Annotated in this window: 15 protein-coding genes; 9 read left to right on the top strand and 6 right to left on the bottom strand. The window is 65.8% G+C overall.

The window, feature by feature from the left end:
* Positions 1-4 precede the first annotated feature (4 nt).
* The gene (locus VIM61_07835) at positions 5-1,330 is read left to right on the top strand and encodes an MFS transporter (protein HEY8900307.1); all 1,326 of its coding nucleotides are present in this window, start codon (positions 5-7) and stop codon (positions 1,328-1,330) included.
* A 32-nt stretch (positions 1,331-1,362) separates the two neighbouring features.
* Here VIM61_07835 and VIM61_07830 read toward each other — a convergent pair whose 3' ends face one another.
* The 3 genes from VIM61_07830 to VIM61_07820 form a co-directional block, all read right to left on the bottom strand.
* On the bottom strand, positions 1,363-1,488 hold the full coding sequence (locus VIM61_07830; GenBank protein ID HEY8900306.1) for a hypothetical protein: 126 nt from the start codon (positions 1,486-1,488) through the stop codon (positions 1,363-1,365).
* A 62-nt stretch (positions 1,489-1,550) separates the two neighbouring features.
* Positions 1,551-2,195 carry a MarC family NAAT transporter gene (locus VIM61_07825; protein ID HEY8900305.1) on the bottom strand — a complete coding sequence of 215 codons (645 nt, stop codon included), beginning with the start codon at positions 2,193-2,195 and terminating at the stop codon, positions 1,551-1,553.
* Positions 2,196-2,250: 55 nt separating this feature from the next.
* On the bottom strand, positions 2,251-3,711 hold the full coding sequence (locus VIM61_07820) for an AlkA N-terminal domain-containing protein (GenBank protein HEY8900304.1): 1,461 nt from the start codon (positions 3,709-3,711) through the stop codon (positions 2,251-2,253).
* Between the two features lie 82 nt (positions 3,712-3,793).
* Here VIM61_07820 and VIM61_07815 point away from each other — a divergent pair, with 82 nt between their 5' ends.
* Positions 3,794-4,348 carry a methylated-DNA--[protein]-cysteine S-methyltransferase gene (locus VIM61_07815; protein HEY8900303.1) on the top strand — a complete coding sequence of 185 codons (555 nt, stop codon included), beginning with the start codon at positions 3,794-3,796 and terminating at the stop codon, positions 4,346-4,348.
* Positions 4,349-4,372: 24 nt separating this feature from the next.
* On the opposite strand, the gene VIM61_07810 is transcribed toward VIM61_07815, so the two are convergent.
* Entirely contained in the window at positions 4,373-5,536 is a 1,164-nt protein-coding gene (locus tag VIM61_07810; protein HEY8900302.1) for a CehA/McbA family metallohydrolase, read from the bottom strand.
* Between the two features lie 119 nt (positions 5,537-5,655).
* Between VIM61_07810 and VIM61_07805 the strand changes: the two genes are divergently transcribed.
* Together VIM61_07805 and VIM61_07800 are read left to right on the top strand one after the other, a co-directional pair.
* On the top strand, positions 5,656-6,528 hold the full coding sequence (locus tag VIM61_07805; protein ID HEY8900301.1) for an AraC family transcriptional regulator: 873 nt from the start codon (positions 5,656-5,658) through the stop codon (positions 6,526-6,528).
* Between the two features lie 89 nt (positions 6,529-6,617).
* Entirely contained in the window at positions 6,618-7,187 is a 570-nt protein-coding gene (locus VIM61_07800; GenBank protein ID HEY8900300.1) for an OsmC family protein, read from the top strand.
* Positions 7,188-7,264: 77 nt separating this feature from the next.
* Here VIM61_07800 and VIM61_07795 read toward each other — a convergent pair whose 3' ends face one another.
* Complete coding sequence (locus VIM61_07795; protein ID HEY8900299.1) at positions 7,265-8,206, bottom strand: antibiotic biosynthesis monooxygenase; 942 nt, start codon at positions 8,204-8,206, stop codon at positions 7,265-7,267.
* A gap of 162 nt (positions 8,207-8,368) precedes the next feature.
* On the opposite strand from VIM61_07795, the gene VIM61_07790 reads away from it, so the two are divergent.
* From VIM61_07790 to VIM61_07770, 5 genes are all read left to right on the top strand, one after another.
* Positions 8,369-11,878 (top strand): response regulator, encoded by a 3,510-nt coding sequence (locus tag VIM61_07790; GenBank protein HEY8900298.1) that lies wholly within the window; start codon positions 8,369-8,371, stop codon positions 11,876-11,878.
* Between the two features lie 193 nt (positions 11,879-12,071).
* Positions 12,072-14,336 (top strand): catalase/peroxidase HPI, encoded by a 2,265-nt coding sequence (katG, locus tag VIM61_07785; protein HEY8900297.1) that lies wholly within the window; start codon positions 12,072-12,074, stop codon positions 14,334-14,336.
* 28 nt (positions 14,337-14,364) lie between these two features.
* The gene (locus tag VIM61_07780; protein ID HEY8900296.1) at positions 14,365-14,835 is read left to right on the top strand and encodes a hypothetical protein; all 471 of its coding nucleotides are present in this window, start codon (positions 14,365-14,367) and stop codon (positions 14,833-14,835) included.
* 18 nt (positions 14,836-14,853) lie between these two features.
* Positions 14,854-16,380: a DUF4080 domain-containing protein gene (locus VIM61_07775; protein ID HEY8900295.1), complete on the top strand. Its 1,527-nt coding sequence runs from the start codon at positions 14,854-14,856 to the stop codon at positions 16,378-16,380.
* Positions 16,381-16,533: 153 nt separating this feature from the next.
* Entirely contained in the window at positions 16,534-16,860 is a 327-nt protein-coding gene (locus tag VIM61_07770; protein HEY8900294.1) for an SWIB/MDM2 domain-containing protein, read from the top strand.
* A gap of 96 nt (positions 16,861-16,956) precedes the next feature.
* On the opposite strand, the gene VIM61_07765 is transcribed toward VIM61_07770, so the two are convergent.
* Entirely contained in the window at positions 16,957-18,081 is a 1,125-nt protein-coding gene (locus VIM61_07765; protein ID HEY8900293.1) for a DEAD/DEAH box helicase, read from the bottom strand.
* Between the last annotated feature and the right edge of the window lie 53 nt (positions 18,082-18,134).

The raw sequence follows: 18,134 nt of genomic DNA, 5'->3' as shown, positions 1-18,134 counted from the left end.
ATCCATGATCATCGCAGACGGTCCGGCTCGGCCGGGCGAAAAAGTCGTCACCGAAGTCACCCTCCGCGGCTGGTTCATCTGGATCGCGGCCGCGCTCTTCTACCTCTACGAATTTTTTGTGCGCGTCGCTCCCTCGACGATGGAGCCCGAGCTGCAGAGGGCCTTCAGCCTTTCGGCCGCGGGTCTCGGCGCCATGATCGGCGTCTACTACACGATCTACGCCCCGTGCCAGCTCCTCGCGGGCAGCCTGCTCGACCGCTTCGGCGCGCGGAACGTCCTCGTGCCCGCCGCTCTCGTCTGCACCGGCGGCTGCTTTCTGGAGATCCTCGGTCACTCGCCATTCTGGCTGGGCGCCGCGCGGTTCTGCCAGGGCCTCGGGTCAGCCTTTGCCTTCGTCGGCACGATGTATCTTGCGGCGGAATGGTTCCCGCGCTCGATGCTCGCGCGTCTCTCGGGCCTCACGACCTCGCTCGGCATGGCCGGCGCGATCATGGGCAATTCCGGCATCGCGCGCGTCGTCGAAACGCTCGGCTGGCACCGCGCCCTGTTGGTCGCCGGCTTTGTCGGCCTCGGCGTCACCGCGATCATTTTCTTCGTGGTTCCGCGCGAATCCCGCCACCGCCAGGCTCGCGCCGAGAAAGCCGAACTCCCCCGCGGCCCGGGTCTGTTCGCCTCTTTGAAGGCCGTCGCAGGGAATCCGCAAAGCTGGCTCGCCGGCATCGCGGGCACCGCGCTCTACATGCCGCTCTCCATCCTCGGCGCGCTCTGGGGGGTGGAATACCTCATGTCCATCACCGGCGGGGACAAGGTCGCCGGTGCCGGCGCGGTCTCGATGCTCTACGTGGGCTGGCTGATCGGCGGCCCCATCGCCGGCTGGTATTCCGACCGCTCGGGCCAGCGGCGCAATCTCCTGCTCGGCGCGGGCGTGGCCACGCTGCTGGTGACGCTGGCCGTCGTGCTCACCCCGCACATTTCCGTGACCGCCGCCTACGCGCTGATGCTTCTGCTCGGCCTCGCCTCCACCTCGCAGGTCGTCTGCTTCGTCACGGCGATCGAGCACAATCCGCCTGCCGTAGCCGGCACAGCCATTGCCGCGACGAACATGATGATCATGCTCCTCGGAGGCATGGGCGAGTGGGCATTTGGCTACATTCTCGACCTCGTCACCCCCGGAGTCGGACATCCCGCGGCCGGCTATCCCGAGGCGTCGTATCGGAAGGCGATTCTGCTCCTGCCGCTCATCTCCGCCATCGGGGTCGCCGCCGCATTCTTCCTTACCGAAGCGCGCCGCAAGAAACCCATGCCGGCCGGCCCCGAGCCGGTCGCCTGATTTTCGGACGCCTTCGCGTAGAGGAGGACTGCCTACTTGCTGTAGGTCTGGGTCGAAACGCCCGTCGACATCGAGGCCGACGTTTCATGCGAAGCGCAACCCGTGACGACGGCAGCCGTTGCAACGATACCCAGCGCGAGAAGGAATAGTTTTTTCATACGTCGGGAATCGCGCGACGCGGATTGGCCGGACGGCTGGATTCGGCGATTTTCAAAAATCTCTACGCCGCCGGGTGCTGGAAGCCCTGCACGAGTTCCGTGATGCCGGCGATATTCAACTGCACGCCGATGCAAAGCAGGATGAAGCCCATGATCTTCGTCAGCGCATTCGCTCCATTCACGCCGAGCACCGCGAGGAGCCGCTCGGAGTTTGCGAGGATCACCCAGCACAGGACGACGACGGCAACGATCGCGCCGAGCATTTGCCCGTAGTCCCACGGCGTGAAGGTTCGATGCAACGCCGTGAGGCCGATCACCGCGGCGATCGATCCCGGGCCCGACAGCAGCGGCATCGCCAGCGGAGAAAACGAGATGTCCGGCTTTTTGACGGCCTCTTTGTGCTCCTCCTCGCTGTGATTGTGGTCCGGTTGCGGCGTCAGCAGATTGAAGCCGATCTTCATGATCACGAGCCCGCCCGCGATGCGGATACCGGGCAGACTGAGCCCAAAGAAATTCATGATCGCCGTTCCGAAGAAGAAAAACGCGAGCAGGATCGCCAGCATGTAGACGGATCCCATGAAGGCCTGCTTCTGCCGTTCCTCGGACTTCTCGCCCGTCGTGATCGACAGGAAGATGGCCGCGTTTCCGAGCGGATTGCAGATCGCGAAGAGCGTCGCAAAGGTGGTGACGAAAAGCGTGAAGTCCACGCCCACGAACTAGCCGCCCATCTCGCCGAAGTCACTGGCAAAGCGCCGCCCGCGTTCACGCGTTTGCCGCCATCCGCCACAAATGCATCACCGCATAGCTCCGCCACGGCCGCCATGGCCGCGACAATTCCTCCGCCCGCCTCGCCGTCACGCCGCCGAGGGCTTTCCGCACCGCGACGTCCTCCTTCGGAAACGCGTCGGGCCAGCGCGAGGCCCTCATCGTGAGATAATGCGCCGTCCACGGGCCAATGCCCGGCACCGCTTCCAGCGCAGTCGCCGCCGCCTCCGGATCGACGCCGGCATCGAGATTCACCGCGCCGGACTCGAACGCCCGCGCGAGCTCCAGAATGCACCGCGCGCGGGCGCTCACCACGCCGCATTTCGCGACATCATCGACGCTTGCCCCGGCCAGCCGCGCCGCCCGCGGGGTGAGCCGCGAGAGCTCCGGAAAGGGCGTCGCGATCGGCTCTCCGAACGCCCCGGCGAAGCGACCGGCAATCGTCGTCGCGGCCTTCACCGAGATCTGCTGGCCGAGGATCGCCCGCACCGCCATCTCGAATCCGTCGAAGGCGCCCGGCACGCGCAGGCCCGGATTCCGCCGCACGCTCTCGCGCAGGAGGGCATCCTTCCCGAGAAGCGCCGCGATGAGGTCCGGCCTCGCGGCGAGGTCGAAGAGGTTGCGCAGGCGACCAAGCAATGCCGGAAGAACCGGGGCCAGCGACGGCGTGAACTCCACCCGCAGCGCGGACCTTTTCGCGGCGTGAGTGACGCGGATCCATCCCGTGTGCGACCCGATTCGCACGGTGCGCGCATAGCCTGCCTCGGTGACGGCTTCCACGTCGCGAATCACGCGCGCGGCCAGAAATTCCCGCATCGCGTCCCAGTCGTAGGGCGGACGATAGGCGAGGTGCAGCGCCGTGGCGCCGCCCGGAATCACCGATGCGCCGGGATCGCGGCTCTCGCGACGCAGACGGACCGGCGGCATGCGATACCGCGCGAGGAAGGCGGCATTGAACCGCCGCAGACTGGCGAACCCGCTCGCAAAGGCGATCTCCGTGACGGGAAGCCCGGTCTCGGTGAGAAGCTGCTTCGCGAGCAATAGCCGTCGCGTCTGCATCAGCTCCACCGGCGACACGCCCAGCTCGCGCTGCACGATCCGTCGCAACTGCCGGGAACTCACACCCAGCTGCGCCGCGACATCTTCCAGCCCGATTCCGTCGTCCTCGGCGAGTCCCTCCTCGATCCGCCGCGTCAGCAGATGGGCGATGCGGCGCGCATTGTCGACGGGGGCGAGGCCCGGAGCCAGTTCCGGCCGACAGCGCAGGCACGGGCGGAAGCCGGCCTTCTCCGCGGTTTCCGCGCTCGCGAAGAAGCGACAATTCCGGCGCTGCGGTGTCTTCGCCGGACAGATCGGGCGGCAATAGATGCCCGTGGACGTCACTCCGACAAAAAACACCCCGTCGAAACGCGGATCGTGCGCCTTGAGCGCAATGTAGGCGGCATCGTCGTCCATCATCCTCCGTCACCATGGACCAATCGTGCATTCCTGACCGGCCATTTTCGGACACGGGAATTTTTTTTCATTTCCGCGTCCGAAAATGGCCGGCAGTCGCCGCAAATTGCGCGATGATGCCGCGAGTCCGATGCCGCATTTCTTCCAAATCACGCAAACTCCCGTCGGCTGCCTCAAGCTGGTGGCCACGGGCCGCGGACTCGCCGCAATCCTGTGGGAGAACGATGATCCGCTGCGCGTGCGCCTCGAACCGCTTGTGGAGACCGCGAACCAGCCCATCCTCGTGGAGACCGCAAAACAACTGAGCGAATACTTCGCCGGGGAGCGCCAGACATTTTCCATCCCGCTCGATCCGGCTGGCACCGACTTCCAGAAGGACGTCTGGGCCGCCCTGGCGGCGATTCCCTTCGGCGAAACGCGCAGCTACGCCGAGATCGCGCGGCAGATCGGCCGCCCCAGGGCCGTGCGCGCCGTCGGCGCCGCGAACGGAAGAAATCCGATCTCGATCATCGTCCCCTGCCACCGCGTCATCGGCACAAACGGCGGGCTCACGGGGTTCGCCGGCGGCCTCGCCATCAAGGCCGCGCTCCTCGAGCTCGAATCCGTGGATTCCGGAGCCGACTCGCGTCTGGAAAACTAACGGACCTCCCGGCCTTCGCGAGCCTCACGTCTTCGGCAGCTGCAGCCAGACGGGCGCCGTCCACACGCGATCGGGCTCGGCCCCGCTTTGCGTGATCCGCAGAAAGAGAAACTGGCCGTCGTGGTCGAGCCGCACGTCGCTGATTTCTTCGGTGCAATTCCCGTGAAACGACGCCGTGCGAACGACCGCCGCGAGCGGCCCGCCGATTTCGCCCTGGAACACTTCGACCTGATAACTGGCGTCCGGCTCGTCGGCGTCCTCGATCTGCAGCTCGATCTTTGTTTCCGGTTCGGTCGCGGTCAAGACGTCGCCGCACAACTTCCCACTCACCCGGGCAATCACTCGCAGGTTGCGATCCTCGGTTGCGTAGACGTGGCGAGCGCGCAGCGCCTCGAGCAACGCGTTCTTCGTCAGGGCGGGAGCAATGATGCCGGTGCGCGCCTCCGTCGCACTGCCCCACTTTCCGTGATGGTTGTCCTGATCGCCCGTGGGAGCGACGTGAAAGCCCAGTTGGAGGAAGAGCAGGTAGAAGTGCTCCATGATCTGCGGGGCTCGCGTGCTGGGCATTTTCTCCGGCGGTTCGCCATTGAGAATCTCGACGAGTGAAGCCGCGCGGCCCATCGCATCCTCCCAGCCCGCATCTCCCCCGAAATCGTCGCGCCCGAATTCCCTGGGGCCGAGGGCGTCCTTGCCCGGCCGGCCGAGCGCGGGATGGTTGAGCTGGAGCACCGCCAGGTGCCCCGTCGAATCCGGGTGCACCGCCATCCACTTCAGCAGCCCGGCGAAATCTCCGGATGGCACGTCGATCACCGCCGGCACGTCGAAGACGTTCACGTGGTTGCCCTTCGACATCGTGGAAAATTCCTGCCCGGAGATTGCCACGAAGCGGCCATCCTCGGTGAGCCGCCGCGCGGTCGGCACGAGCGCGCTCGCGGCCGGGCCCACATAGAGCGCGATGCGTTGCGCCGGCGTGGCCTTGTCGCCGCCGAGGAGGTGGTTATGCTCGGTCACCGCGAGGAAATCGAGTTTCGCCACGTCTCTCGCAAAGAGAAACGCCTCCTCGGGAGTGCCGACGCCGTCACTGTATCCCGTGTGCGAGTGCAGGTTGCCGAAATACACGTGCAGCTCGGGTTCAGCGGCATGAAGGGAGAGCGCCGAAAGCGCAAGGAAGATGGACAGGGGTTTCACGAAGGAAAGTTGAGAGGCATCGGATGGAAGCAATTTCGATTCCTCCGCGATCCGCAAAATCGGAGATTCCTCTGACCGACCCGCTGGGTTTACCTGATTCCCCACGACGTCCTCGCGCGATGTTGAATCTCTTCCAATCCGTTCGCACAAATCCGAGCTACGGCCGGCTCGAGATCGGGGACATTTTGTTTGCCGAATACACCTGCGGCGCCCCGGAGAAGCTGATCCCGGCATGGACGGAGACCGACTACCTCGTGCACGTCGTCACCGGCCGAAAGACCTGGCACACCGCGCATCACGTCTGGCGGGCCGGGCCCGGCGACACACTGTTTTTCAAGAAGGGCGCGAGCATTTGGGAGCAGCATTTCGAATCCGAGGTCTGCCTTCTCATGCTCTTCATTCCCGATGGCCTGTTGCGCGCCGCCGTGCGGGAAGTCACCGGAACACCCGGCCCGCAACCTGGAAATCCCGCGCCCATCGAGGCTGCCCTGCGCGTGGAGAACGACGTCGCGCTGGCCGCGCTGTTCCAATCGATGCGCACCTATCTTGCCGGCACCGTGAAGCCGCCCGAGCCGCTCGTGCGCCTCAAGCTCAAGGAACTCGTCATCAGCGTGCTGACGAGCGACGCCAACCCCGGGCTGGCCGCGTATTTCCGCCGGTTGGCCGAGAGCGACGCTCCCTCGGTCGCGGAAATCATGGAGGCCAACTTTCGCTTCAATCTCTCGCTCGAGGAATACGCGAAGCTCTGCCACCGCAGCCTCTCGTCGTTCAAGCGCGAGTTCCAGACGCTGTTCGGCACATCGCCCGGCAAATGGCTGGTGCAGCGCCGGCTCGACCACGCCGCAGCGCGGTTGGGCGGCACGACGCTCAGCGTCACGGAAATCGCGTTCGAGAGCGGCTTCGAGGACGTCTCGCACTTCAGCCGCGTGTTCAAGGAGCGCTTCGGAAAGCCGCCGATCGGCTATCGACAGGACGCCCCGGCCACAGGCTGAACTTTTCAGCCAAACGATTGGCCCGCGCAGCAAAGCACGAGAACGCTCTCTGCGGCAGACTTTCGGACTCATCAACCGAAAGAAATCCCATGCAAACCCTCACAACCTCACCTGCCGCGGAAATCATCCGCAACGGAGTCAACGTCACCGCGCTTCGCGAGACCATCGCCGCCGTCAAGGGCGACCCGACCCTCGCCGAGTTCGAGTTCCGCGCCACCAACAAATGGGAAGACGGCGCCCGCAACCTTGCCACCGTCCGCGACTTCCACGGGACGAACGTCGAGCACACCCACAAGGATCTCCTGCACGTCCAGATGGACGAACCGCCGGTGCTGCTGGGCAAGGATACGGGCCTGAACCCGGTCGAGGTCCTGCTCTCCGCCCTCTCGGGCTGCATGACCACCTCGCTCGCCTATTACGCGGCGAATCTGGGCCTCTCGATCGAGAGCATTGACTCGGAGCTCGAGGGCGATATCGACCTCAAGGGCTTCCTTGGCATCGACCCGAACGTCCGCAAGGGCTTCCAGGAAATCCGCGTGAAGTTCCGCGTGAAGGGGGATGCCACGGCGGCCCAGGTCAAGGAACTGCTTGGAAACTCGCCGGTGCTCGACACCATCGCGAATCCCGTCCGGATCAAGATCGACGTCGTCACGGAATAGTTCCGCCGCATTCCCTGGGGCCCCGCGCCGGCATATCCGCCGACCGCGGGGCTCTTTTCTTCGGAACTCGCGGCCGCTCAGGATTCGGCCGCGAGCGCAGTGACGAGCGTCCCGGCGAGGAGGCCGAGGATCACGATCCATCCGACGAGCTGCTCGCGCGCCGTCGTATCCGCCCGCGGCCGCAGCCAGAAATCCATCCGCGGCGAGTAATGCGGCATCACCACGTAGGTGAGCACGAGGAGATCGAGCGCGAGAAGGATCAGAAAAGCCGAAGGCATCGGCATCCGCGCAAAGAGCGGCGCGAGCAGGTGCCGCATGATCATGATGACCGGAAACAGCGCCGACAGAATGAGCAGCGCCTGCCGCCAGCGGACGGGCGGAGCGGTATTCGGCGAATGGTCGAACCAGCCCTCGAACCCGCTGCCCACGCGCCGCAGGCTGAAGCGCTCCACGTAGCGTCCGACCTCCCTCATGTAGGCGCGATGCTCCGGCGAGCGCAGCCATGCATCGAGATGCGGCCGGCTGTCGAACCGCACCACCACGATGAATTCCGGCTCCGCCCCGCCCGGCGCGTCGAAGGATTCCGTGCCAATGAAGCCTTCCCACGTCCGCACTTCCTCCATGATCCGCGAACGCCAGCGCTGGAACTGCGCGGCCTTCTCCGGCCGGATGCGATACGCGAAAACCGACGACGCCGTGCCGGCCCGCTGCCGCCCGTGCACGAAAAAAAATTCTTTTGCCGGCTCCAAGAGCAGCCCGCCCATCTCCTCGAAGAGTTGCTCGCGCCGTTCGAGATTCAGCCACGTCCGCAGATTTGCGCCGCTGCGGAAGCGATAAAGCACCACGTAGGCATCCTGCAGGCCGGGGATCGGCGGAAAAATCTCCGAGCCGAGGAAGCCCTCCGTCTGCCGGGCGAGGGCCATGAATTCGCGCATGATTCCCTCCGCGTGCTCCTCTTCACCCGGCCGCACCCGCCGCCAGACGATTCCGGTGACTCCTCCCGCATCGAACGCTTCCACGCCAGCCAATCAACGCTCCGCCGCCGCCAATGAAAAGCGGGAACGCGCCACACGGTGTGGGAACGGCCGGAAGTTCGCCCCGGCGGCGGTGGGTTCTTGGCACGCTCCTCTTTTTCCTGCACAAAGGAAGCCCCGCCCGAACGAAAAACATCCCGCATGCACATGGTCATTTCTTCCGTCTCCGGCGGAGGAGCGCGACCCGATTCCGGGACAACCCGTCGGCTCCGTCGTTCGGAGATCATCACAGCCATATGCGGACTCGTCTCCGTCGTGCTCGGCGGGGGCGTGATCCTCGGGTGGCTGGCGAAAAATCCCCAGGTCGTGCAGGTGAGCCCGGGATTCGCCGCCATGCAATTCCTTACGGCGATGTGCTTCGTCCTCGCCGGTGCGGGCCTCGCGGCCCACGCCTTGCGCCCCAGCCGGGTCGTCATCGGAATCACCGGCGGTCTGGTGATGATGATCGGCGGGACCCTCGTCGTCGAATACGTGACCGGGTGGAAACTCGGCTTCGACCAATTGCTGACGGTGCTGCCGACCATGCCCGGGCAAAGCGCCCACCGGCCGTCGCCACCGACCTCCGTGTGTTTCCTGCTGTGCGGCGCCGCGATCACGCTGCTGGCTGCGGGCCCTCCGGAGGGACTGCGCCGCATCGCGATCTGGACATTCGGGTCGCTGGGACTGGCGCTGGCCCTGATGGCGCTCTGCGGCTACGCCACCGGCCTCGCCGGCACCTACGCGTGGGGGCCATTCATTGGCATGGCTGTGCACACGGCGGGCGGCATCGGCTTTCTCTGCATCGGCCTGCTGGCGACGCTCTGGCGCAGTGACGCATCCGTGCTCGAGGATCGCTGGCTGCCCGTCCCGGTCGCGCTCGGCACGCTCACGGCGACCATTATCCTCTGGCAGGCCCTCGTGGCAGACCGCTACGCCACCATGCACGAGAAGGCGGCCCTCGTCGCCCGGGCTCTCCAAAACGATGCAAAGGTGCGCCTGGACGGCCCGTTGCGCGCGGTCGATCGGATGAAGCAACGCTGGGACCTGCGCGGTGGCACGCCCTACGAGGAATGGCGGGCCGATGCGGGGTCCTACGTGCGCGACGAGAAGATCTTTGCCGCGATGGAGTATGTGGACGCCACGCTGCATCTCCGGTGGATCGTGCCGGAGAATCAAGTCCCCGGCCCCGGCTGGGATCTGCGCAGCGACACCCGGTGGGACGCCGCCACCGGGCTCGGCCATGCGCGGGCGACTCGCACGATGGCGCTTTCGCCGACCTTGGATCTGAAGCAGGGCGGCCGCGGCTTCCTCGCCTGCTATCCGCTTTTTCCCCGCGACCAGTTCGACGGCTTTCTGGTCTGCGCGATCCGCCTTCGCAACCTGCTCGAGATCGTTCTCAGCGAGCCCTCGCTCGCCAGCTACGTGATCTCGGTCTTCGAGGGTAACGAGCGCATCTACGGCCCGCCGGTCCCGGATTCCGACTCCCCGGCGCAATCGCTGGTCGATTTTCACGGGCATCTTTGGCGCTTCGTCGTCGTCCCGACCTCCACCACGCTCACCGTCGCGGAGAATCAGCTCCCGCTGGCCGCCCTTCTCCTCGGCATTCTGGTCTCGGCGCTGCTTACATTCACGATCAGCGCTCTTCAGGATAAAGCCCGCCACGCCCGCGAACTCCAGAAAACCCTGCACGAGAAGGAAACGGCGCAGGCGCTGCTCGAAACCGCCGGTCGGATCGCCCGCCTCGGTCACTGGCATCTCCCGCTCGATGGCAGCGGTCCGCAATGGTCCGACATCACCTGCGAGATTCACGAAGTGCCCGTCGGCACCTCGATCTCCCTCGAGGCAGCGATCGAATTTTTCGACCCGGCCCATCGCGCGCTCGTCGTTTCCCGGATCGAGCAGGCCCGGGAAACCGGCGAGCCGTTCGACTTCGAAGCCCGGCTGATCACGGCCGGCCAGCGCGCCATCTGGGTGCATTCGCGCGGCGAACCCGTGCGGGACAAGGCCGGGCGCGTGGTCGCCCTGCGCGGCGTGTTTCAGGACATCGACGAGCGCCACCAGGTCGCGGAATTGCTCGAGAAACGCAACCGCCAGCTCGAGATCGCGACGGAGCGCGCCGAGGCCCACGCGCGCGCGAAGGCGGAATTTCTCGCAAACATGAGCCACGAGATCCGCACGCCGCTCAACGCCGTGATCGGCATGTCGGAGCTCCTCCTCGACGCGAAGCTCGGCGCGCGCGAGCACGAGTTCGTCGAGACCATCCACTCCAGCGGCGACGTCCTGCTCGCCCTCATCAACGACATCCTCGATTTCTCCAAGATCGAGTCCGGCCGGCTCGAGCTGGAGCAGATCCCCGTCCTGCTGCGCGACTGCATCGAGTCGTCGCTCGACCTTGTCGCCGGCGCGGCGGCTCGGAAACATCTCGACCTCGTTTACTGGATCGATCCGGAGGTGCCGCCCTGCATCCTCGGCGATCCCACGCGGCTCCGGCAGGTGTTTGTGAATCTCCTCACGAACGCGATCAAGTTCACTGCCGAGGGCGAGGTGTTTACGAAGCTCTCCGTCCGCCCCGGGGAGCACGGATTGCGGCTGCATGCGGCAGTGCGTGACTCCGGCGTCGGCATTCCCGCAGAGCGACGCGACCGGCTTTTCCACGCCTTCAGCCAGGTGGACGCCTCGACCACCCGGCGTTACGGCGGCACCGGCCTCGGCCTCGCGATCTCCCGCCGCATTGTCGAAAAGATGGACGGCAAGATTTGGGTCGATTCCGAGATCGGCCAGGGCTCCACCTTCCAGTTCGAGGTGCCTATCCAGCCCGTCGAAGCTCCCATTCCGGCGGCGATCGGCATGTCGGATTCCCGCAGCCTCGCCGGCATGCGCGTTCTCATCGTCGACGACAACGCGACGAATCGCTCGATCCTCCAGATGCAGACGCAATCCTGGTCGATGCAGCCCGTCTCCGCCGACGGCGCCCGTTCCGCCCTTGCGCTGCTCGAGGCCGGCGAAAAGTTCGACCTCGCGATCCTGGACGTCGTAATGCCAGAGATCGACGGCTACGACCTCGCCCAGCGGATTCGCGAGCGCTTCAGCGAACATGATCTGCCCATTCTCATCCTCTCCTCGATGGGCGATCCTCCCGCGGACATCAAAAAGCTCGGCATCGCCGGCGTGCTCACAAAACCCGTGAAAACCACGCCGCTCTTCAATGCCGTGCGCAACATTCTCATCCACACCCGCGCGGGGGAAACGCCGCCGCCCCTGGTTCCCGACCAGCCCAGCCTGGCGGCCTCCTACCCGCTCAGCGTCCTCGTCGCCGAGGACAACTCCGTGAACCAGCGCGTGCTGGCCCTGCTGCTCCAGCGCCTCGGCTACCGCCCGTCACTCGTCGCCAACGGCCTCGAGGTGCTCGCGGCGCTGGAGCGCAGCCCCTTCGACGTCATCCTTCTGGACGTCCAGATGCCCGAGATGAATGGCCTCGAGGCTGCCCGGGAGATCTGCCTCCGCTACCCGCCGGACAAGCGTCCGTGGATGGCAGCCGTCACCGCCCATGCGGTGGAGGGCGACCGCGAGGATTGCCTCTCCGCCGGCATGGACGACTACCTCAGCAAGCCGGTGCGCACGGAGGGGCTCGCCTCCGTGCTCATGCGGGCCTTCGCGCAGAAATCCGCGCGGAGCTGAGTCGCCGCCATCGGACCCGATCATGAGACGGCGAGGAATTGTCTGCGGCTTTCCCATAGGCCTCGCCTATGGCGAGTAAAGGAAACAACTATTTCACCTATTTCCGGGAATCTGGTCTTCTCGACCCCGCGCGCAGGATGCCCCGTCTTCCGCCCGAACTTTCGTCCAAACCCAAAAAGCCGAGGAAACCGCCATGTCCGAAGAATCCAAATGCCCTTTTCACAACGCCGGGCCCACCTCCGCTGCTTCCGCCACCGGTAGCGGCACGACAAACCAGGACTGGTGGCCAAACCGCCTCAAGGTCGAGCTGCTGCACCAGCACTCCACGAAGTCCGATCCGATGGGCGGCGACTTCGACTACGCCGCGGAGTTCCGGACGCTCGACTACGCCGCGCTCAAGGCCGACCTCGCGAAGCTCATGACCGATTCGCAGGACTGGTGGCCCGCCGACTTCGGCCACTACGGGCCGCTCTTCATCCGCATGGCGTGGCACAGCGCGGGCACCTACCGCACCGGCGACGGGCGCGGCGGCGGCGGGCGCGGGCAACAGCGCTTCGCCCCGCTCAACAGCTGGCCCGACAACGTCAGCCTCGACAAGGCGCGCCGCCTCCTGTGGCCGATCAAACAGAAGTATGGCCGCAAGATTTCCTGGGCCGACCTCATGATCCTCACCGGCAACGTCGCGCTCGAGACGATGGGCTTCAAGACGTTTGGCTTTGCCGGCGGCCGGCCCGACACGTGGGAGCCGGATCAGGACGTTTACTGGGGCCGCGAGACGACGTGGCTCGGCGGCGACGTGCGCTATGCTCAGGGCTCGCCCGGCGTCGAAGGCGAGGGCGTGCTCGTTGGGGAGGACGACAGCGAGGTCGATCACACGCGCAAGCTGGAAAATCCGCTCGCGGCCGTGCAGATGGGCCTCATCTACGTGAATCCCGAGGGTCCCGACGGCAACCCCGATCCGTTGAAAGCAGCCTACGACATCCGCGACACCTTCGCGCGCATGGCCATGAACGACGAGGAAACCGTCGCCCTCATCGCCGGCGGTCACACCTTCGGCAAGACGCACGGCGCCGGCCCCGCGGACAACGTCGGCGCCGACGCCGAGGCCGCCCCGCTCGAGGCCCAGGGCTTCGGGTGGGCAAACAAATTCGGCACCGGCAAGGGCGCGGACACCATCACCAGCGGCCTCGAGGTCACCTGGACGCAGACGCCCGCACAGTGGAGCAATTCCTTCTTCGAGAACCTCTTCAAATACGAATGGGAGCTCAGCAAGAGCCCGGCCGGCGCACACCAGTGGGTCGCCAGGGGCGCCGAGGCGACCATCCCCGACGCGCACGATCCCTCGAAGAAGCGCGTGCCCACGATGCTCACGACGGACCTCTCGCTGCGCTTCGACCCGATCTACGAGAAAATCTCGCGCCGCTTCTCCGAGAATCCCGACCAGTTCGCCGACGCCTTCGCCCGCGCCTGGTATAAACTGACGCACCGCGACATGGGTCCCCGCGCGCGCTACCTCGGGCCGGAAGTTCCGAGCGAGGAACTCCTCTGGCAGGACCCGATTCCCGCCGTCGACCACCCCCTCGTCGATGCCGCCGACATCGCCGCGCTGAAAGCGAAAATCGCCGGCAGCGGCCTCACCATCGTGCAGCTTGTCTCCACGGCGTGGGCCTCGGCCTCGACTTTTCGCGGCAGCGACATGCGCGGTGGTGCAAACGGCGCCCGCATCCGTCTCGCCCCGCAGAAGGACTGGGCGGTGAACAATCCCGCCGGCCTCGCCGTCGTCCTTGCAAAGCTCGAAGCCATCCAGGGCGAGTTCAACGCCTCCGCCGTCGGCGGCAAGAAGGTTTCGCTCGCCGACCTCATCGTCCTCGCAGGCGGCGTCGGCATCGAGCTCGCCGCCAAGGCCGCCGGCCACAGCGTCGAAGTCCCCTTCACCCCCGGCCGCATGGACGCCTCGCAGGAACAGACCGACGTCGAGTCCTTCGCCGTCCTCGAGCCCATCGCCGACGGTTTTCGCAACTACCTCAAGGGCAAATACACCGTGCCCGCCGAGGCCCTGCTCATCGATAAGGCCCAGCTCCTCACGCTTACCGCGCCGGAGCTCACCGTCCTCGTCGGCGGCCTGCGCGTGCTCGGCATCAATGCGGACAGCAGCACCTACGGCGTGCTCACCACACGCCCTGGCACACTCACGAACGACTTCTTCGTGAATCTGCTCAGCATGGACACCGAGTGGAAGCCGGTCTCGCCCTGCGGCAACGCCTTCGCGGGCTTCGACCGCAAGACGGGCGCGCCGAGATGGACCGGCACCCGCGCCGACCTTGTCTTCGGCTCGAACTCCATTCTCCGCGCCCTCGCGGAAGTCTACGCCTGCGCCGACAGCGAGCCGAAGTTCCTCACGGACTTCGTCGCCGCCTGGACGAAGGTGATGAACCTCGACCGTTTCGACCTCGCGTAAGGCCGGACGGATTCTTCACAGTGTCGAAATGCCAAACGCATTTCGCACGACGGCTGGGGAACTCTGGCGGGCGGGGCAGCATCTTCCGCTGACCCTGCCCGACGGCTCCGTCATCACGGAGAAGTGGGCTGGCTCCGCCAAGGAGGAGCGCCTCGATTGGTGGCTGCGCCCCGGCTCCGGTAACCAGCTTGCCTGCACCGTTCCCGTCGCCGCGATCGGCACGAACGACAGCGGCGAACTCCTCTGGGCGGATGCCTCACCCGACGCCCGCGCGTTCTTCGTGATCACCGCGCCCGAGCCCGGCAAGAACTACCGCCTCGCGAAGATGGTCACCGCCGCCGCCTCGCCAGCCATGACTGCCGCCATCCGCCACGACCGCTTTGCCCTGCTCGGCGTCTTCACGCCGACCGGCGCCATCGAGAAACGCCTTCCGCCCGATCCCGTCGCCCCCGCGCCGCCCCGGCAGGGCGAACTGTTCGAGAAGTCGATTACCGACTAATCTTTCGCCGTCGCCGCGATGATCCTGCTGACCACTCTGAACGCCCGCTATATCCACGCCGCTTTCGGCCTGCGATATCTGCGCGCGAACCTTCGGGAGCTGCGGGACCAGTGCGAGATCGTCGAGTTCGACATCCAGCAGCGCCCGATCGAGATCGTGGAGCGGCTGCTCGCTCGCCGGCCGCGCATCATCGGGATCGGCATTTACATCTGGAACGTCCGCGAATCGCTGGAGGTCGTCTCGTTGCTCAAGCGGATCGCCCCGGAGGTCTGCATCGTGCTCGGCGGTCCGGAGGTCAGCCACGAATCCGAGGGGCAGCCGATCGTCGCGCTGGCCGACTACGTGATCACCGGCGAGGCCGATCTCGCCTTCGCCGATCTCTGTCGGCAATGGCTGGCCGGCACGCCCCCCGCGAGCAGGCTCATCCACGCACCCCTGCCGCCGCTCGAGGACGTCGCGCTGCCCTACGACGAATACACCGAAGACGACATCGCGCACCGCATCCTCTACGTCGAGGCCTCGCGCGGCTGCCCGTTCACCTGCGAGTTCTGCCTCTCCTCCCTCGACGCGCCGGTTCGCCAGTTTGCGCTGGAGCCCTTCCTGGAATCCCTCGCCGGCATGCTGAAACGCGGGGTGCGGCAGTTCAAATTCGTCGACCGCACGTTCAACCTGAACCTCAAGATCAGCGGCGCGATCCTCCAGTTTTTCCTCGATCGGCTCGAGCCCGGGTTGTTCGTCCACTTCGAGATGGTGCCAGACCGCCTGCCCGAGGCGCTGCGCGATCTCATCGTGCAATTCCCACCCGGCGCGCTGCAGTTCGAGGTCGGCATCCAGACGTTCAATCCGGAGGTCGCCGCGCTCATCAGCCGGCGGCAGAACTACGAACGCCTCGCCGATAACCTCACCTTTCTCCGCGAGAAAACCGGCGTCCACGTGCACGCCGATCTCATCTTTGGCCTGCCCGGGGAGACGCTCGAGAGCTTCGGCGCGGGCTTCGACCGGCTCGTCCGCATCGGGCCACAGGAAATCCAGGTCGGCATGCTGAAGCGCCTGCGCGGAACGCCGATCATCCGTCACGACGCCGAATGGGGCATGGTCTACGCCGACCATCCGCCCTACGAGATCCTCCGCACGCGGCTGGTCGATTTCGAAACCATGCAACGCATGCGGCGCTTCGCCCGCTTCTGGGATCTCGTGGGCAACAGCGGCAATTTTCCCCGCACCGTCGTCGCGCTCTGGGAAACCGCGGCGTCGCCCTTCCACGAATTCCTCGCCTTCAGCGACTGGATCCACGCCACGCTCCGTCGCACGCACGCCATTCCGCTCCACACGCTGGCCGAGCTTCTCCGCCGCTACCTCCACGAAGTTCGCGGCGAATCCCTCGAACGCGCCGACGCCCTTCTCCGCGAGGATTACGCCGCGGCGGGCCGCACCGAACTCCCAGCCTGGCTGCGCGCGGAGGGCGAGCGCAACCGCTCCGCCCCGCGGCAGACATCCGCTCCGCTGCCGAAGCGCCAGGCGCGCCACACCGCGTCGTCGGCCTGAATTCGGCCACCGGATCCGACCTCCGAAGCTCGCTCCGGCCCGAAACCTCGCGCCGCGACTCCGAGGCATCCGCGCGGACTCCCTGCGATTCAAGTCTGGACGCATCCGCCAAAAGTGAATCGAGTAGTCCATTCACCCAAACCCAAAAATTCTATGGAAGACGCAAAAGGACTGAACCGCTCCGTTAAACTCAAAAGTGAATTGGCCGCCTTCCTCGGCGCCACCGAACTTCCGCGCACCGAGATCACCAAAAAGATCTGGGACTACATCAAGGAGAACAAGCTCCAGACGAAGACCGCAAACGGCAAACCCGAGAACGCCGGCAAGTTCATCGTCGCCGATGCGAAGCTCCTGCCCGTGTTCAAGAACACGAAGTCGACGAGCAAGTCGGGCAAGGTCACCGATCTCACGAATCTCAAGGAAGGCGAGACGATCGACATGATGCAGATGGCTGCCGTGGTCGGATCGAACGTCGAGTAACTCCCCACCCGGCCCGGGATATCCCTCCGCGGGATATCCCGACCGTCGGGAAGATGACTCATCGGCCGCTTCCTGGCGGCCTTCTTGCCCCCGCAGCTACTCCCAGTCCAGCGCCTCGAAGGTGAGGCCCAGTTCGCGCTCGAGTTCCGCGATATCCTTGCGTTCCTCGGGCTCGATCAGACAGATCGAAACGCCCGATTTGCCCGCGCGAGCGGTGCGGCCGGCGCGGTGGGTGTAATACTGCCGCTTCTCGGGCAGTTGACGGTGGATCACGAACGACAGTCCCTCGACGTCGATGCCGCGCGCGGCCACGTCCGTCGCAATGAGGAAGTGTGTGCGCTCCTTCTTGAAGGCCCGCATGACCTTGTCGCGGTCCTTCTGGCTGAGGTCGCCCTGCAGCACGCCCACCGCCACGCCGCGCTTCGTCAATTCCTCCCCGAGCTTGATCGCGCCGGCCCGCGTCCGGCAGAAAATCATCCCGCGCTCCTCGTCCTGCCCGAGCAGGTAATTCGCGACCCAGTCGTCCTTGTCCTCGCGCGGGCAGATCACGTAGCGGTGCGCGATATTGCGGTTCACCACCTGCTTCTTCTCGACCTGGATCACCCGCGGCTCGCCCGCCATGCAATCCTTGATGAGCCGCTGGATCTTCTCGGGAAACGTCGCCGAGAACAGCCACGTGCTCCGACGCGACTTCTCCGTCAGCCCGATGATCTCCACGACCTCCTTGCGGAACCCCATGCTCAGCATCTCGTCCGCCTCGTCGAGCACGAGATGCCGCACGGCGTCGAGCCGGATGGCGCCGAGTTTCAGCAAATCGAAAAGCCGCCCCGGCGTCGCCACGACGATGTGCGTCGGCCGCTTCAGCCTCGCCACCTGCTCGCCGATCTTGTCGCCGCCCCCGGCCACCTCGACGAAGATCTTCGCCTTCGAAAACCTGGTGTATTGAAACAGCGCCTTCCCGATCTGCTTGGCCAGCTCCCGCGTCGGCGAGAGCACCAGCGCCTGGATCTTCGGGTTGGCCGGATCGATCTTCGTCAGCAGCGGCAGGCCAAACGCCGCCGTCTTTCCGGTGCCCGTCTGCGCCTGAGCAACGAGGTCCCCGCCATCCTTGATGAGAAACGGGATCGCGCTGGCCTGAATGGACGTGGGGGCGGAAATCCCGAGCGCCTCGAGCCCCTGCACAAGATCCTCCGGAACGCCGAGTTTGGAAAAAGCAGACATCACTTCCCGCACACTGCACGCCGCCGGTCGGATCGACGAGCATCTTGTCGCCG

It is taken from the genome of Chthoniobacterales bacterium, from assembly GCA_036569045.1.
GTDB lineage: Bacteria > Verrucomicrobiota > Verrucomicrobiia > Chthoniobacterales > JAATET01 > JAATET01.
This window is presented reverse-complemented; position numbering and strand designations above follow the sequence as displayed.

What these genes read in the sequence shown, in the direction of transcription:
- VIM61_07820 (HEY8900304.1), bottom strand. Translation starts at nt 3,711, where the DNA reads ATGATGGACGACGATGCCGCCTACATTGCGCTCAAGGCGCACGATCCG.
- VIM61_07815 (HEY8900303.1), top strand. Translation starts at nt 3,794, where the DNA reads ATGGCCGGCAGTCGCCGCAAATTGCGCGATGATGCCGCGAGTCCGATG.
- VIM61_07780 (HEY8900296.1), top strand. Translation starts at nt 14,365, where the DNA reads ATGCCAAACGCATTTCGCACGACGGCTGGGGAACTCTGGCGGGCGGGG.
- VIM61_07835 (HEY8900307.1), top strand. Translation starts at nt 5, where the DNA reads ATGATCATCGCAGACGGTCCGGCTCGGCCGGGCGAAAAAGTCGTCACC.
- katG (HEY8900297.1), top strand. Translation starts at nt 12,072, where the DNA reads ATGTCCGAAGAATCCAAATGCCCTTTTCACAACGCCGGGCCCACCTCC.
- VIM61_07770 (HEY8900294.1), top strand. Translation starts at nt 16,534, where the DNA reads ATGGAAGACGCAAAAGGACTGAACCGCTCCGTTAAACTCAAAAGTGAA.
- VIM61_07800 (HEY8900300.1), top strand. Translation starts at nt 6,618, where the DNA reads ATGCAAACCCTCACAACCTCACCTGCCGCGGAAATCATCCGCAACGGA.
- VIM61_07775 (HEY8900295.1), top strand. Translation starts at nt 14,854, where the DNA reads ATGATCCTGCTGACCACTCTGAACGCCCGCTATATCCACGCCGCTTTC.
- VIM61_07765 (HEY8900293.1), bottom strand. Translation starts at nt 18,081, where the DNA reads ATGTCTGCTTTTTCCAAACTCGGCGTTCCGGAGGATCTTGTGCAGGGG.
- VIM61_07830 (HEY8900306.1), bottom strand. Translation starts at nt 1,488, where the DNA reads ATGAAAAAACTATTCCTTCTCGCGCTGGGTATCGTTGCAACGGCTGCC.
- VIM61_07805 (HEY8900301.1), top strand. Translation starts at nt 5,656, where the DNA reads ATGTTGAATCTCTTCCAATCCGTTCGCACAAATCCGAGCTACGGCCGG.
- VIM61_07790 (HEY8900298.1), top strand. Translation starts at nt 8,369, where the DNA reads ATGGTCATTTCTTCCGTCTCCGGCGGAGGAGCGCGACCCGATTCCGGG.